This is a genomic window from Allocellulophaga tsushimaensis (assembly GCF_055383085.1).
Window position 1 is genome coordinate 2,406,895 of sequence record NZ_AP039451.1, and the last position, 17,528, is coordinate 2,424,422.

The window sequence follows — 17,528 nt, forward strand, 5'->3', positions numbered from 1 at the left end:
TTAGTGTTAAGAATATGAATTTAAATAAAATACATAGCGTTTATTTTATAGGTATCGGAGGCATAGGAATGTCTGCTTTAGCACGTTATTTTATGTTCATCGGCAAAAATGTTTCGGGTTATGATAAAACAGAAACACCATTAACACAAGAATTAAGTGGTATTGGAATTTCAATTCATTATACAGATGATTTAGCGGTAGTTCCAAAAGCCTATTTAAATAAAGAGAGTACTTTGGTTGTGTATACACCAGCTGTACCACATAGCCATTCCGAGTATCAATATTTTTTAGCAAATGGTTTTACCATCAAAAAAAGATCGGAAGTTTTAGGTTTGGTAACGCAAGATTCGTTTTGTTTTGCTGTAGCAGGAACGCATGGAAAAACAACTACCTCTTGTATTTTAGCACACTTGCTCCATGAAGCAAATATGCCTATGACTGCTTTTTTAGGGGGTATATCGGAAGATTTTAAAAGTAACTTTTTATTAAAGGGAACTGAATATTCGGTTGTGGAAGCAGATGAGTTTGATAGATCTTTTCTACACCTAACTCCAAATGTAGCTTGTGTTACCTCAATGGATGCTGATCATTTAGATATTTATGGTTCGGTAAACGCATTGCATACTTCTTTTAAAGATTTTTCGGCTAAAATAAAAGAAGACGGAAAGCTTTTTGTTCGCAATGGATTGCCATTGGAAGGGTTAACGTATGGTATTGAAGATGATGCTGATTATTGTATAGAAAATTTAAAGATAATTAATGGCGCTTATTTTTTTGATATAAAAACGCCAGAATACACTTTTACAAAAGTTGTGTTTAATAAACCAGGCCGGCATAATTTATTAAATGCGTTGGTGGCTTTTGCTATGGCGTTAGAATCTAATGCAACACCAGAACGTTTAGTTAAAGCCTTAGCTAGTTTTAAAGGGGTAGAGCGACGATTTTCGTATCAAATTAAAAATTCAAATTTTGTTTTTATAGACGATTATGCGCATCACCCAACAGAAATAAATGCAGTTTTTAATGCTGTTTCCGAGATGCATGCCAATAAAAAAACATTAGCAATTTTTCAGCCACATTTATTTTCTAGAACTCAAGATTTTGCGGATGATTTTGCAGAAAGTTTATCAAAATTTGAAAATGTAGTGTTGTTAGATATTTATCCGGCAAGGGAAGAGCCCATAGAAGGAGTTACATCAGAATGGTTACTAAGTAAAATTTCTAATACAAACAAAAAAAGAATCGAAAAATCAAACTTAATAAAAGAAATTAAAGAACAAAATCCTGAAGTATTAGTGACGATGGGGGCGGGTGATATTGGTTTAGAGATTTCAAAAATTAAAAAAGCATTGCACCATGAAAATTAATTGGAATAGTATAAAATTATTGCTGTTAATAGCTGTAATTACTGGTCTTTTTGCTTTTTCTAATTTGAGGAGCGATCAGAAAAAGATCACTGGAATAGAAGTAAAATTCGAAAATGGGGACAATTTATACTTAACAACAGCCATGGTTAATAAATTGTTAATACAAAGTTTTGATGGTGTTCAAAACATGCCTAAAGAAAAATTAGCTTTGAGTACTATGGAAAAGGCTGTTGAAGCCAATGAAATGGTTAAAAATGCTCAAGTTTACCTCACCGTAAACGGAAATTTGATTGCGCAAGTCGCTCAGAAAAATCCAATTGGTCGAGTTGAAGGTCGTAGAACAACATTTTATCTAGATGATGAAGGAGAACGCATGCCATTGTCTAAAAATCATTCTGCAAGAGTTCCTCTTATAACAGGGAAAATTTCAGATGATAGTTTAGAAGACGTGTATGCCATTATAAATTATGTGAATAGTGATGATTTTTTAAAGAAAAATATGATTGGTGTTCATATTGTAAACGAAAAGAAATACCAGCTTAAGCTAAGAATGCACGATTTTGTTTTGAAAATAGGGGAAGCTGAAAACTTAAAGGAGAAGTTTAACAAGTTTAAGGCTTTTTATGTAAAAGCTACAAAAGATCAATTATTTAAGAATTATAACACAGTAAGTCTAGAGTATAATAATCAGGTTGTGTGCACTAAAATATAAGTTATGGAACAAGGCAAATATTCAGTTGGATTAGATATAGGAACTACAAAGATTGTAGTGATCATAGGAAAAGAAAACGAGTACGGAAAAATAGAAGTAATGGGCATTGGCAAGTCAAAAAGTCTTGGAGTGCATAGAGGCGTAGTAAATAATATTACGCAAACCATACAATCTATACAACAAGCTGTAGAGCAGGCAGAAACAAACTCAGGAATTAGAATTGGTTCTGTTGTGGTTGGTATTGCAGGGCAACACATCCGTAGCTTACAACACAGTGATTATATTACAAGGGCAGATTCTGAAGAAGTTATTGATGGAGATGACTTGGATAGACTTTGCAATCAGGTATACAAACTTATTATGTTACCCGGTGAAGAAATTATTCATGTATTGCCACAAGAATACAAGGTAGACGGGCAAGGAGAAGTAAAAGAGCCTATAGGCATGTATGGCGGACGTTTAGAAGCTAATTTCCATGTAGTAGTAGGGCAAGTATCTTCCATAAAAAATATAGGACGCTGCATTAAAAGTGCAGGTTTAGATTTAGGGAGCATCACTTTAGAGCCTTTGGCATCAGCAAATGCAGTATTAAGTCAAGAAGAAAAAGAAGCTGGTGTTGCATTGGTAGATATTGGTGGTGGAACTACAGATTTAGCCATTTTTAAAGACGGTATTATTCGTCATACCGCAGTAATTCCTTTTGGAGGAAACGTAATCACAGAAGATATTAAAGAAGGCTGTTCTATTATAGAAAAACAAGCCGAGCTTTTAAAAATAAAATTTGGATCGGCATGGCCAGGAGAAAATAAAGACAATGAAATTGTTTCTATACCCGGTTTACGAGGAAGAGAGCCAAAGGAAATCACTTTAAAAAACCTATCTAAAATTATACATGCAAGAGTTGTAGAAATAGTAGAGCAAGTGTATGTAGAGATCAAAAATTATGGTCATGATGATCAGAAGAAAAAGCTAATTGCAGGAATAGTGCTTACTGGTGGTGGTAGCCAATTAAAGCATTTAAAGCAATTGGTAGAGTATATCACAGGTATGGATACCAGAATAGGATATCCAAATGAACATTTAGCAGGAGATTCAGACGAAGAAGTTGCAAGTCCATTATATGCTACAGCTGTTGGTTTATTAATGAATGCAATAGAAACAAATGCTAAAAATAAAAAAGAAGAAGAATTAGAATTAGAAGAAGTTGGTGCTCCAGAAATGGCTTTAGACGAAGCTAATGGAAGAACTATAGCTTCTAAGCCTCAAAAAGTACGTAAATCTATATTTGATAAATGGTCTGATAAGCTAAAGGACTTTTTAGATAATGCAGAATAAAAAAATATAAAAACACAGTAAACCAGTAATACATAAAGTATGAGCAATAATACGGAAATAGGAAATATTTCTTTTGATTTACCAAAAAATCAGAGTAATGTTATAAAAGTCATTGGTGTAGGTGGCGGTGGTAGTAATGCCATTAATCACATGTTCCAAGCCGGAATTAATGGAGTAGATTTTATTATTTGCAACACCGATTCTCAGGCCTTAGAAAATAGTGCTGTTCCAAACAAAATTCAATTAGGGGTTTGTTTAACAGAAGGCCTTGGTGCAGGTGCCAACCCAGAAGTTGGGGAGCAATCTGCTATTGAGAGCATGGAAGAAATAAAAAATATGTTAGGCACCAATACTAAAATGGTTTTTATAACTGCTGGTATGGGGGGGGGAACAGGTACTGGTGCTGCTCCAATGATTGCTAAACAAGCTAAGGAACTGGATATCCTTACTGTTGGTATTGTAACAATTCCCTTTCAGTTTGAAGGTAAAATGAGGACTCAGCAAGCTCAGCAGGGTATCGAAAAGTTACGCGCCAATGTAGATTCTTTAATTGTTATCAATAATAATAAATTAAGAGAAGTATATGGCAATTTAGGCTTTAAAGCTGGTTTTTCTAAAGCAGACGAAGTATTAGCTACTGCAGCAAGAGGTATCGCAGAGGTAATAACACATCACTATACACAAAATATAGATTTACGTGATGCTAAAACGGTTCTTTCTAATAGTGGTACTGCTATTATGGGCTCTTCTATGGCATCTGGTTCTACAAGAGCAAATGAGGCAATCACAAAAGCATTAGATTCTCCATTATTAAACGATAATAAAATTTCTGGTGCCAAAAATGTATTGCTACTTATTGTTTCTGGTTCTTTAGAAATTACTATTGATGAGATTGGTGAAATTAATGATCATATCCAAGCAGAAGCCGGGCATAGCGCTAATATTATTATGGGTGTTGGAGAAGACGATGCTTTAGGTGAAGCTATAGCAGTAACGGTGATAGCTACAGGTTTTAATGTAGACCAGCAAGATGATATTGTAAATACAGAATCTAAAAAAATCATTCATACCTTAGAAGACGAGCAAAAAGCAGAGCAAAATTTAATGGGTTCTGGCAATATTGTATACACTCTAGAAGAGGAAGAAGAACAAATTATAGAAAAACCTCAAGCAGAGACTCCTAAAGTGATTAAGCATGTATTAGAAGAAGATACTATTCCAGAAATGGATTTGATTCCTACGTCTAATTATATCAAAAATTTTAATGTTTTCTATGAGGAAGTATTAGCAGACCAAGTAAGTGAAGATTTTGTAATTATAGATACTACGCCAACTATCAATGCTATAGAAGTAGTAGATCCAGAGGTAGTTACACCTAATGTTTCGGAAGATCAGTTTTCTTTTGGTTTTGATATGCCTTTAACAAAAGAAGAAGAAGAAAAAGAGAATGTAGTGCTGTTTTCTTTAGATGAAGAGGTAAATAATATAGAAGTAAACGAACCGGTAGAAGTAGTTCCTACATTAGAATTAAATGAAGAAGGCGAGACAAGATATAGTTTAGACGATTATATGGATTTGGAGAGCACTTTAACGGGTGCTAATGCTAAAGCTGAAGAACCAGAAATTAAAGTAGAAGAAGAATTAGCTTTAGAAAAGAAAACCATAGAAAAGCAAGAAGCAAGTGAAGCTCCTAGCGAAAATATAGATCCTATGGACATGCCAATTCAATCGCTTTTAAAAGATAGAGCTGAAGCACGTAGAAGAAAATTAAAAGATTTTAACTACAAGTTTCAAAACAATAACGCTAACAGAATAGATGATATTGAAAAGGAGCCAGCCTATAAACGTCAGGGTGTAGATTTAAAAGAGGCAAATAAAGAAACTAAAATTTCTAGAACTTCTTTAAGTGAAGATAGTAATGATGAAATACAATTGCGTTCAAACAATTCTTTTTTACATGATAATGTAGATTAAGGTTCCCGTTTTTAATGCTATAATTTAAAATAGTTTAAACCCGAAAATGCATATGGTTTTCGGGTTTATTTTTTATCTTCGTTTTCGTAAAAATAGAAAAGATGAGTTTACAGAAACAAGTAATGGATGAGATGAAAATGGCAATGAAAGCAAAAGATAAAGTTGCTTTAGAGTCTCTTAGAGCCATTAAGTCTGAATTGCTAAAGGCTCAAACAGAAACGGGCGCTAAAGAAGAATTATCGGAAGCACAAGAAATACAGTTGGTTACAAAATTAGTAAAACAAAGAAAAGATAGTGCTGCCATTTTTATAGAACAAGGTAGGCAAGATTTAGCCAATCCTGAGTTAGCGCAGATTGCAATTTTAAATAAGTTTTTACCAGAACAACTTACTGAGGAAGAAATTGAAAAAGTAGTTGTACAAACCATAGCAGCTACTGGAGCATCTGGTATGAAAGATATGGGGAAAGTAATGGGGATTGTTTCAAAAGAATTAGCAGGGCAAGCCGATGGAAAAACCATCTCTACTATTGTGAAAAGTAAATTAGTTTAAAAGTACTTTATAAAAAGGGTTGAACTTAGGTTAAAAAAAATAATTTTGATTACTGATTACTGATTACTGATTACTGATTACTGATTACTGATTACTGATTACTGATTACTGATTACTGAAATAATGGCTGCGTGGCGCAACTGGATAGCGCATCAGATTTCGGCTCTGAGGGTTGGGGGTTCGAATCCCTTCGCGGTCACGAATAAATAGTTCAATATGAAAAAACGCCAAGCTAGCTTGAGCGTTTTTTTGTTTGAATTATTTTCAAAGCGGAGCTTTGTGGGATCAGCGTAGCTAATCCTTTGGTGAATGATGATTAAGAAGGATGTTGCGTGTTTTGAAATTTATTTTTCCAGCCTTTTCTATTTTCAAAAGCGGAGCTTTGTAAGATAAGTACAGTTCATCCTAAAATAAAAAGTATGCCACCTACTAAACTCATGTGTTTTTTTGCGTATTATTCCTAAAAGTACATATCCATTTAATGCATACATCCCATATATACTTTTGCATCTTTGATATAAGCAGTTGCGTATTCTTGTTGTATTAGGGGCAACAGTTTATGCAACTCCTCTCTAAAGCCACTAGCAGCGATAAGCATATAATAGCCTGGTCTAAATGTTTCAAAAAAGTTAGAATATTCAATACTTATGTATTTTCCGTCATCGAACCTTCCTCTGGGAAAATATCCATGTTTTTCTCCACAACTGCAAACTTCATTTGTAGTAAGCCCTTCATTTTTATCTTGATGCATATTTCTAAGATTCAATGTAATCCCAAGATTCTTACTTGCAGCCTTAGCTTCTTTTAGGGCTGTATTATAGTTTTTGGTAGTTGCTATAATTAAAAAACTTTTAGTAAGCCTAGCTTCTTGGTTTTGAGCCTCTGTTGTTTTACTAAACGTAAAGAAAATAAGGATAAAGATGATAACTCGTAATAACATGGATTTCAAATTTTATAAAATAGTTTCTCTTGTGTAGTGCTTAGTTAGGTTACTAAAGTAAGTACCTAGGCCCTAAAATTATTTTAATTCTTATACTTCACTTGGTTATGGTATAAGTCCGCTAAATAGTATTCTATAAAATCTACTATTTCTGGATGTTCTGTATCATTTTTATACATTATATACACCTTATTAAGGTATTTGTCTTTAAAAGTATTGAAAGATTTATTTTTTAAATTTTCTTTTATATTCCACGTTTTTAAGCCTTCTAATACTTTTCTATGGTTCTCAAACCTTTCATTAATCGCTTTTAACTTTTCTTTAAATTTAGCTGTTTTTTCAATTTTAGGATCATTATTTTCTGCATTTAAACGGAAAAATTCTCTTTCTAATTTAGCGTCTATATTTTGGGCATCTCGTATTAGTTTAAAATGCGCTCTTAAAATAAAAGCATTATATTTTTCTTGAAATAACTGAAAATCATCCAATGCTTTTAAATAGCTAATAGCATTTTCTTTAAAAACATTTTCTTTTTTAGGAATAGATTTTTGCAACTTCTCCTCTAGCACTTTTAATTCTAGCTTTTTATCATCTGGTAATTTCCCAAATGTTGGTGAGGTTGACATTCTTAATATGGTATCTGCAATATAAATAGCATAATTTTCATACCTGTATTTTTTATAATTTAATGTAATGATGCTATCTTTTGTTCTCGGTTTCCGATCTTTTTTATTCCACTTAATTTTTGGTTTTTTAACATCAAAAGAATAATTATACGAAACTGTAGCCGTAAATTCTTTTAATCCTATTACAGTTGGGGTACTTCTAAAAAGTTGCACTGCATTAAGACTAAAATTATGTTTTTGTAATAACACATAAGCAAGACTTGCTCTAAGATTGGTAATATTTGTTGTCCCCCCCACATTAGTGGTCTGGTTATAGGATGAGGATAAAATGGAAGATAATTTATTGTCATAAAAACCTTTTTTTACGCTGAGTGTAGGGCCCCAAGTAATTGCATCTTCACGACCAATTGTATTTTGGGTACCATTCATTGCAGGGGTAATATTTAGGTTCTGTTCTGGGAAGCCAATAGTATAGGATAAGGCTACATTATGAAATACAGAGGCATCTCCAATTCTAACAATACCTCCTTGCTCATTAGCAATATCACTAACATTATAATTTAAATTTATATTTTCTTTTTTCCGTTTTGTGCTAGATAGAATGTAATTAATGTTCAGATTTGCGTTTTGAGATATTTGCCTATAGTTTAGGGTATCTGTAACATTATCTAAAAGATTATCATCATTAATATCATCAAACTGATTGGTTCTTACATTGGTAAACGTGCTAAAATTAGAGTAGGAACCTGCTACATTTAAACGTTCCGATGGGGTATATGTGGCATTAACAGCACCCACAAACCTACTGGTGGGGTTTGCTTTTTGGTCGTCTAAATCGTCTCTTTGATAGCCAACATTAAAACTTAAATTTACTTTATTATTAAAAAATGGCCTTGCCATATTAAGGGTAATATTCTCAAAATCATTATTAAAAAAATATGCCCCTAAAGTTTCATAACCTGGATCTACGCGTTCATAATCTACACCTAATGTTGCTTGGTAAAAAGCATATTTTAAACCAAATTTATAGGCGTTGTAATACTCTGTAGATGTTTTATTATTAAAAATACCACCTAGTAATCCCCGTTTCCCTTCGTTAGTTTCTTGTGCTCTTGTATCTTGTGTAATAGCCGTTGTGGCATATTCTGTTCTTAGCTCTAAGTTTTTAGATAGGTTTACACTTCCTTCAAAGCCTAAAACTAAATTCTCTTTAGGTAAAAGTCCTTCTTCGTCTGGGTTAATCGTAATAGAATTTTCTTTGTCTGCAGCATAAAAAGTAGAAACACCTATACTGTATTTGCTTTGTTCGTATTTTGCTTTAAATCCGTAACCTGTTCTGTTGTAACTTGCTACAGCACGTTCGTCTTCTTGTGGCTCGGTAGCTTTTAAAAGCCTTCCGTACATAGCACTAAAGGTAAATCCTTTTTTGGGTGTTAGATCTACCCCTCCACCTGTAAATTGATGTCCACTTAAGGTGTAGGGCGAAAAAGTCATGTTTACATCACCAATATGTGCTGTGATCCACTTGTATTTAGGATGTAAACTTAAGCGGTTAAAATTAAAAGGGAGCTGGTACCCTAACTGTTTGCCTTGGTTAGAATAGCTATAGCTTACTGGGATTGAAAAATTATAATAGCTAAAATTTAAATTCCCCTGAGCAAAATAGGTGAGAGGCTCTCTGTTGTTTCTTTGGTTACTTGTATAATAGATACTACTAGCAGAAATACTTCCACTTATTTTAAAAGGAGAAGATTTTCCGAAAGTTTCTATATCTATGTTCTGCGCAAAAATAAAAACAGGAAGAAATAGGAGAAAGTATTTAAGTAGGCTTTTCAAAAAAATGGGATTGACTCGGTAATCGAGATTTAAAATGCTCCGACACTTAGGTCGAAATCAATGTGAATTTTTCCTTTTAATGCCTCGTGGGCTTGCCAAGAGGTTCTGTACTTTTAGTAGGTATAAAAGCGCCTAGTTGTATTTTTTTCTTTGCGTTTTTACCTTACTTTCTACTAAAAATGTTTGGGAGATTAAAAAATACTTTTTCATAGCTTTTTAATTGTATTGGTTTCTTTAGGTTGGGTTACTAGTAAGAACGTTATTATTAAAGGAATCGTATAAAATCTATACTTTTTTTGTACTATTTTTTTTACCAATTCGCTATGTTTTTGTAAGTATAGTTTTATATTTTTAACGGAATAGAGCTCTAACTGTTTTTTGTGTAGAAACGTTCTTTTAAGATTTGCTATAAATATGTAAACATTTTTAGGATGAGACAGGAGGAAGTCAAGGCCTTATTTAAATTACATTTAGTACCGATTAAACCAGGTAGAAAATTTGAACAGAAATCATTTAAATATAGACTCTCGAATAAAACCTAAAATAACTAAAAAGAAAGAGCAATATGAAAAATTCTTAACTTAATGAAATTCAACGAGCGCTAGCTGGGGAAGAGTAGTTACTTTTGTATGATATGTAACGTATTATCTAAATCTAATAAAAAAATATTATCTCCATAAAACTTAGGAGCATGGCAATCTCTTGTTATTCCAAAACGATCTAAAGGTATAATTTCGTTATAACTACCATCCCCTGGATTAATTTTTAATAATGCGTTCGGTGATGTATCCATAATACACCAAATAAAATTATTATGCCATACAAATTCTGATAAAGGCATTTCTTGTTCTTCTCCTTTCACGCATATGGGTTTTGATTCTATTTGATAAAGAATAGCTCCTGTTTTTGTATCTACTTTATTGATATATGCATTAGATGTAGTATATAAATAACCTTGTTCTAGAATGCCAAATCTTTGAGATGTCTCGAGTTGCGTATGCCATACAACTGTGCCATCTGCTATTGATAAAGCAACAATGCTAGAGTCTGTTAAAACATAAATAGTAGTTTCATCTAGATACACGTTATTAACCTTACCTTTTTCCATACCATTCCAACCTTCTCGCATACCATATTCACTAATATCAACTTGCCAGATCAAATATTGGTTTGGTAAAAATTGATAGCAAAGGATTGAATCTAAACTTTGGCAAATCATCACTTCATTATCTAGAAAAAGTATTACTTCTTTAATAATTAATTTTCCTATAATTTTTAGAGAAGATTTATTTACCAAATATTTTTCTACTTTAAATTCTTCTACAAATTCCCTTATAACCAAATAACTCTCATTATGAATACTATAGTAATATTTTTGTTTTCCAAATATTTTCTCTTCCTCTAGATTCAGATTTACACCATAAAAAGTGTCATCAAAAATATGATTATCAAAGTTATATATTCCACTTCCTTTTCTATAACCTAATTTATTTATTAAGTCAAATCCTTTAAAATTATAAACATGAAATGTATCATCTCCTTTCTTAATTATAAATAAATATTTATCTATTTTCTTAAAATAGATAACGTTTTCTATTTTTTTGATTAATTTATAATTCATAAATCTGTAAGACTAAATATTTTACTAAATACTTTATCGTCCTCAATTTGTTTTAAAAGAAATTCAAGTCTATTTTGATTAGTAATGATATCTATTGAATCTGGGAAAAGTTTTTGAATTTTATAAGCAGTTTTAGGGTTAACTATAAATATGTAAACTTTTTTAGGACGAGACAGGGGGTGTTGTTAGTTTATTCTACTTCATCATGCTCAAAAATATGTAGTGTATTATCTAAGTCTAACAAATACATTCTGTTTTTGTAGAATTTAGGAGGATTACAATGTCTAGTTATTCCATAAGTATCTAAAAGTACTACTTCATGATAACTCCCGTCCTTAGGATCAATCTTTATGAGTGCATTAGGAGAAGTATCCATTATAGACCATATAAAATCTTTATGCCATACAAATTCCGATAAAGGCATTTCATATGGTTCATTATTAATGGTAATAGGTTTAGCTTCTACTTCATAAATAATATGACCTGTTTTAATGTCCACTTTATTTATGTAAGCATTAGAAGAAGTATATAAATAGCCGTCTTGGAGTAGTCCAAAACTTTGATATGTATTTAACTGTGTATGCCATAAAACACTACCTTTTTGTAAATTAAAAGCAACTATACTACAACCCGTTAACACATAAATGGTTGTGTTATCTAAAAAAATTTGATTTACTTTACCTTTCTCAAGACCATTCCAGCCTTGATGCAGACCATACTCACTTATATCTTTTTGCCATAAAAAATCTGTAAAATTATAATTATTATAAATACAAATTTTTGTTGCATGATTGGTAGTAAAAATTAATCTATCATTTATAACTTTTTCAAGTATCATGTTTTTATCGATAATTTTTTTTTGTATTTCAAATTTCTGTTTGTGAATTTTATATACGTGAGTTTTGTGTTTAATGTAGATATATAACTTATCTTCTTCTAATTGTGTTAGCGAAAGTTTGATATTTATTTCTATTTGATTAAAATCAATTATTCTAATAAATTTAGTTTCACCACTTTTAGTAGAAAATATTATAAATTCATCTAAAAAACTTATGCGAAAAATATCCTTAAGTTCAAAAAGTTTTATTTTATCAAAATCTTTTAATTTTGAGATTATTAGTAAATTATCTGATTCTTTTTCAATCAAATAATTATTATTTCTTGTCAAGAAAACTCCGTTACTTTCGTTAATATTATCTGTTTTTTTGTACATTAATCAACAATTTCAAATATTTTGTTAAAGTTTAAATTATTATCTAAAGCATCAATTAAATCTTGAGCATCTTCAATTTCACTGTTAAAAACTTTTTTCATTTTTCTTGAAAAATTTCCATTTACATCAAACAATTTTTCCAACTCATCTACTGGATTTCCATTAGTATTTTTAAGAGACTTCATGATATTGTCTTTTAATGTTTTAATATCAGGTATTCCTTTAGTTTTATTAAAAAACCATTTTAACTCCCCTAATTCTGTCATTTTGTTTAAATCTGTTATAAACTGTGTTTTAATGGTTACTGGATAAAATTTAGTCCATTTTTTTAATTCCGCCCTAATTTGCTTTCCTGCTCCATTAATGAATATCATGTCATAAATTCTATTTCCAGAAATATCAAAATTTTTGGTTTCAAAAGAAATTATTTTTTTTATAGATTTGTTAGATAGGCCATTTTCTGCAAAATTAAGAACAAATTTAGCACCAACATATTTTTTTCCTTGAGAAGTCATATCAGCAATAACCTTGCTGATACCTTTTATATCTTTAAACTTATAAAGTTGTTTTATAGTTTTTTGTAGTCCAGTAACTGTGCCACCGTCTCTAGCAAGGTTATTTAAACTTTTATAAATATCGCTACTTTTAAAGTTTTTGAAAATTTCGTCAAATTGTTTTGTAAATTCTGCAAGCTCGTTATTCGGTAACTTATCTATATTTTCTAAGAATTTCTGTAACTTTTTATATTTACCTAAATTATCTATTTCTGCTATTAACTTTTGTAAGCTTAAATTATCTGCGGCATTACCTAACTTATACGCTAATCTACCCGCTTGGTCTTGATATACCTCAATGGTATTTTGTATTTTTTTACTAAAGTTATCTACATTATTTTTTATTTGATCTAAAGTAGCTCCTGGGTTTAGTTCAAAGAAATTACCATTAGGCTGTATGGTTTCTAACAATTTAAAACCATCTAGTTTATCTGGAAAGAGCGTTTTTTTAAGAAACACATTACTCTCATGAATAAAACCTACAATTTCATCATTGTATTTACTTATTATGTTCCCTAATTGATCTAAAAAGCCAATTTCTACTTCTTTAATCTTGAGTAATAATTTATCTCCTACATGTTCTAATTTATAAATAATCTTACCTGTAGCTTCACTTACTACATTCATTACTTTTTTAGACCCTTTGGTTACCACAGGTATAACTTTAAAACCTTTACCTATTGCTTTAAAAAGATAAGTAGTGGCATCTAAAGCTTCTAAAAGTTTATTTACTTTACCTAATTGGCCTACTTTTGTAAAAGCAATAGCAAATGAGGCTACAAATGTGGTATCAAAACCTAGTTGATGACTTAACAAATACACATTATCAAGTGAATGTGCTTTAAGAAAACTATCACTTATTGCATCTACCATTTTACCCCAAGCTCCATCTTGTTGTAGCGAGTTATACATTTTTACAATCTCATCGTGTTTATCTGGGTTAATGAGGTAATTGATAAGGTCTAATGCTTTTGGGATGTCTGATACTACTCCTACAGCACCATTCCATATTCCAAATATAAATGCAAAACGGACCAGAACCAGATCAAAAGGGTTATTTACATCAAAAGCACAGGCATTACCTACTTTATACTTATTTAGTAAATCTTGAATATAATCTGTTGAAGGTTTTTCTGTTAATGTAAAGACAGAAGCAGCATTCTCTATCGGTTTCCACAGTGTTAACATTAGGTCCTCATAGCCTTTAAAAACAAAATCTTTATGGCATTTGTTGTAAAAAGCCTCAGGTACTTCTAGATATTTAATCCATTTACTAAGTAAACCCCCTAGCTCTGAAAAGCCTTCTCCAAGGTTTCTACATACTTCTCCTGTTACGGTCTTTGTATTTTCCCATAATTTTTGCATAGGTGATAATTTCTCCCAGGCTAAAATATCTTCGGCTATCTTTTTATAGGCTGCTGGGGCAATGGTAGTAAATTGCACCTCTTTTTCAGATTTTTTATGTACCCATAAGCCTATAATATTATCTTGCTCTTTAAAGCTTTCGATGTCTTGTAATATGGTTTTAGAGGTAAGTTCATCTGTAAAAAAAAGATATAGCTTATGACCTTCTAAAATAGGTGTGTTTTTTAATTTTTCTTCTAAACCATCATATTCTTGTTGGCTAAGTGCTCCACTAAAGTCGAACACTTTTGTGTTTTGTATGCTTTTAGTACTAGTATCCTTTGGTTTGCCATTTAAGGCTAGAGCATAATTATCGTCTGTATATTGAAATTCAATTTCCTGACTTTTTGGATTTTGCAGGTAATCTTCCCAACCTAAAATATATCTAGATAAGGCTTGTTCTCCTTTAGAAGTCCCAAAAGGGTTTTTTACGGCTTTTCTACGAACACTAAACTCTTTTAAATCAAGGATAAAATCTTTCTGTAATTTTTTTTTGAAAAATATACCTGTCCAAACATCAGCTTTTTCGGGATCTAAGAATTGTAAAATATTAAAAAAGTACTGACAGACTAAAATGTTATTTGTTTCTGTTTGTGTAAAAAGATCAGATTTCTCAAAAATAGAGTTTAATAAATTCGTTGCTTTTTTATATACACCTTTTTCTTTTTCTTCTCTAAAATTACTCCATTGCTTTTTATCATCTTTTGCCTTTTCTACTTTAGTATTATCACTCTTACCTTCTATTAATAGGGTTAAGTAATCATCTACTTTACTTGAAGTAGTTAATTCAAAGTCATTAGGAAATAAAGAAACTCTTAAATCTGGGCCATCAGTTAAAACTACATACATAGCTGTTTTAAGCGATTTATTAGCATTTATAGCTTGTAGCTTAGTATTTAAAGTAGTTAAATAATTTTGAGAAAAATTCTTTTTTACTTTACTATCATGCAAATAATATTCTAACTCTTGAGTGGTCTCCCCAAGAAAAGTAATATACCATCGTGCATCACTATTCACTTTTTTATTTCGCTGAAGTAAATAGTTAATCTGGTCGGCAGTATTATTTATAATGGTATTGTCTTTCTTGTTTGCTATACTAGATGCAAAAACAAAAAGAAAACAAAAGGTCAATGCTATTTTTTGTATGGTATTATGCATTTTCTAAAATTTTAATGAAAGCCGCAGCTAAATCTTCTTTTAAACGATCAATAATCTCTTTTTCTGGTACATTATTAGCTTTTTGCTCTTTAATTATTTTGAAAAAGTTATAAGATTGGTTTTTTGCATTTTCTATAAAACTATTAAACGTACTTTCTGATGTTTTATCGCTACTTAATATTGAAGCCAATCGAACGATTGCATAATTTTTTTCTGCAGTAGTTATCTTTTTAGCTTCTTGTAGCATATCTGTATCACTCACAATACTGGTAGTATTCAAAGGAATTAAAACTAAACCTAACTCTTCTGTATCTTCATTAGTAATGACTCTAGCATCTTGGATAATTTTTAAATTACTAGCTTCATTCCCTTGTGCTTCTCTATACAATTCTAATAGTGCTTTTTTAATTAAATCGGCAATTTCTTTTTTATATTTATCGGCTTCTTTATTACCTTCTTTTAAGTTTTCTTTAGCCTCTTTAAAATCTGCTTCCGCAGCTTTTGCAGCTTCTGTATCGCCATTTATGATAGCTTCATCATACCGTTGGTTTGCATCTTTTAGTTGATTGGCTGCATTCGTGATTTTTGTTTTTACTTCATCTGGTAGATCTTCGGTTTCAATTTTTTCTACTAATGCATCAACAACTTCGTCTATACGTTCTTTTGTGTCTTTATCGATGTCTAAATTTAAAGCTTCAAGGATACTATTTTTTAAATCTTCTAATAGTTCCAACTCATCAGCAATATCATCAATTCCCTCCCCACCTGTAGTAGCAAACTTAGGGTCGTATTCGGTTTCTACAATACCATTAGTAAGTTGCTTATCGGTATTGATTTGGATATTGTTAAAGCCTACTCTTATTTGGGTATCTCCTAAATAGGGCACTACAATAAAGCCCCAACCCGAGAAGTTACCGTTACCACCATAAATTTCTTGTACGGTAACCGGGAAGTCTCCAGCAGTAAAGACTTCGTTTACCCCTAACTGCTCTAAAGGATTTTGATTGGTGATTACAATTTCTGGCGGGATACCGCAATTGTACTCACTAGCTTCTTCTCTAGAGGGTGTTGTAAAGGTATTGATAGGCGAATAGCTATAGCCACCATTTGCCACACATTGCCCGCCCACTCGAAATTCATAGGTGGTATCTGGCTCTAAAAAGAAGAGTTTTTTAGTAGTTTCTACCGTTTCCGATTCAAACCAAATATTAGTGCCATTGCCTTTTGCCTTTCTAAATTGTACCTGATATTGTAGGTGATTTGGATTTTGCTGCCAGCTAATTTCTTCGGTAGTGGTGCCTTGCGATCTGGCTAAAATATATTCAGGCACATTACATTTACCAGTATAGGTAAAATAAAATATTTCACTAAATCCGTTATTTTTAAAAACAGCAGTTTCGCTAATCCCATCACTTACAATAGCGCGGACACGCCAGCCATATTTTTTACCTTCTATAAGCCCTGTTTCTCCAGGGCCGTAGAGTAGGGTGTTGGCAAAACCTGTAGTACTATATAAGTTGGGACTTGCTAAGAAAGCGGCTTGCGGGTCTATTTGGGTGTCCCACAGCTCTCGTAATTCAAATAAATATTCTACTCCTGTAGCATTAACATGCCGTGGGGTCCATTGAAAAATAACATTTTGTGGGTCTTTTGCGGGCACTTGTTCGCCTCTTTGGGGCAGGTTTAAAAAAGGAGGGTCGTTCAGTACCAAATAAACTGGGAAGCATTTTTTTTGTGATAAAGGCCGCCCTGTAACCCAATCAAACACCTCAAAACAAAATTGGTACAACCCATCAGGTAAAGGCCTGTTATAGGCGTTGGGAGTAATCCCTTCTAAATTTTGCAAGTCAAAATAAGGTTGTAAGTCTAAATTCGATAAACGTAAGGGTACGCCACCAGTGAGTTGAATAGGAGCTGCATTCTGCACAAAATTTGTAGACTGTATGCTTAGGCTATTCCCAGAAATAGAAAAACGCAACCGTACTTGTAAATCGGCTTCATTTACATCTGTTAAAAGTAAGTTTACCAATATTTTTTCGCTAGTTGTAGTAGCATAATCCGATAATTTTAGGCTATAGGGGGGGACTACCTGCGGATTAACTTGTACCGGGAATAGTTGTGCTGATAATAGCGTGCAGCTTAAGAGTAGGTATACCAAGGAACACCATCCTATAAGCTTGTTTGGTAAAGCACAGAACATATTGTTTTTAAAAGAAATGAAGCTATATGTATTCATC

The 17,528-nt window shown here is 31.9% G+C and carries 11 protein-coding genes and 1 tRNA gene; 6 read left to right on the forward strand and 6 right to left on the reverse strand.

Features of this window, described 5'->3' with window-relative positions:
• Positions 1–14 precede the first annotated feature (14 nt).
• From murC to ACZ451_RS10355, 6 genes are all read left to right on the forward strand, one after another.
• Complete coding sequence (gene murC, locus ACZ451_RS10330) at positions 15–1,367, forward strand: UDP-N-acetylmuramate--L-alanine ligase (RefSeq protein WP_464212091.1); 1,353 nt, start codon at positions 15–17, stop codon at positions 1,365–1,367.
• Positions 1,357–2,079: a cell division protein FtsQ/DivIB gene (locus ACZ451_RS10335; RefSeq protein WP_464212093.1), complete on the forward strand. Its 723-nt coding sequence runs from the start codon at positions 1,357–1,359 to the stop codon at positions 2,077–2,079. Before murC ends, ACZ451_RS10335 begins: the two co-directional genes overlap by 11 nt.
• A gap of 3 nt (positions 2,080–2,082) precedes the next feature.
• The gene (gene ftsA / locus ACZ451_RS10340; protein ID WP_464212095.1) at positions 2,083–3,414 is read left to right on the forward strand and encodes a cell division protein FtsA; all 1,332 of its coding nucleotides are present in this window, start codon (positions 2,083–2,085) and stop codon (positions 3,412–3,414) included.
• A gap of 39 nt (positions 3,415–3,453) precedes the next feature.
• A complete protein-coding gene (gene ftsZ / locus ACZ451_RS10345) occupies positions 3,454–5,388 on the forward strand; it encodes a cell division protein FtsZ (RefSeq protein ID WP_464212097.1) in 1,935 nt (644 codons plus the stop codon).
• Between the two features lie 101 nt (positions 5,389–5,489).
• Positions 5,490–5,939 carry a GatB/YqeY domain-containing protein gene (locus ACZ451_RS10350; protein WP_464212099.1) on the forward strand — a complete coding sequence of 150 codons (450 nt, stop codon included), beginning with the start codon at positions 5,490–5,492 and terminating at the stop codon, positions 5,937–5,939.
• Positions 5,940–6,064: 125 nt separating this feature from the next.
• Positions 6,065–6,138: transfer RNA gene (locus ACZ451_RS10355), tRNA-Arg, on the forward strand.
• A 279-nt stretch (positions 6,139–6,417) separates the two neighbouring features.
• Here ACZ451_RS10355 and ACZ451_RS10360 read toward each other — a convergent pair.
• The 6 genes from ACZ451_RS10360 to ACZ451_RS10385 all read right to left on the reverse strand — a co-directional run bounded on the left by ACZ451_RS10360 (position 6,418) and on the right by ACZ451_RS10385 (position 17,527).
• Entirely contained in the window at positions 6,418–6,879 is a 462-nt protein-coding gene (locus ACZ451_RS10360; RefSeq protein ID WP_464212101.1) for a hypothetical protein, read from the reverse strand.
• Positions 6,880–6,962: 83 nt separating this feature from the next.
• On the reverse strand, positions 6,963–9,341 hold the full coding sequence (locus ACZ451_RS10365) for a hypothetical protein (protein WP_464212103.1): 2,379 nt from the start codon (positions 9,339–9,341) through the stop codon (positions 6,963–6,965).
• Between the two features lie 619 nt (positions 9,342–9,960).
• Complete coding sequence (locus ACZ451_RS10370) at positions 9,961–10,962, reverse strand: hypothetical protein (protein WP_464212105.1); 1,002 nt, start codon at positions 10,960–10,962, stop codon at positions 9,961–9,963.
• A 190-nt stretch (positions 10,963–11,152) separates the two neighbouring features.
• A complete protein-coding gene (locus ACZ451_RS10375) occupies positions 11,153–12,175 on the reverse strand; it encodes a hypothetical protein (protein WP_464212107.1) in 1,023 nt (340 codons plus the stop codon).
• Entirely contained in the window at positions 12,175–15,291 is a 3,117-nt protein-coding gene (locus tag ACZ451_RS10380; protein ID WP_464212109.1) for a hypothetical protein, read from the reverse strand. Before ACZ451_RS10380 ends, ACZ451_RS10375 begins: the two co-directional genes overlap by 1 nt.
• A complete protein-coding gene (locus tag ACZ451_RS10385; RefSeq protein WP_464212111.1) occupies positions 15,284–17,527 on the reverse strand; it encodes a hypothetical protein in 2,244 nt (747 codons plus the stop codon). Before ACZ451_RS10385 ends, ACZ451_RS10380 begins: the two co-directional genes overlap by 8 nt.
• Position 17,528: the final 1 nt, after the last annotated feature.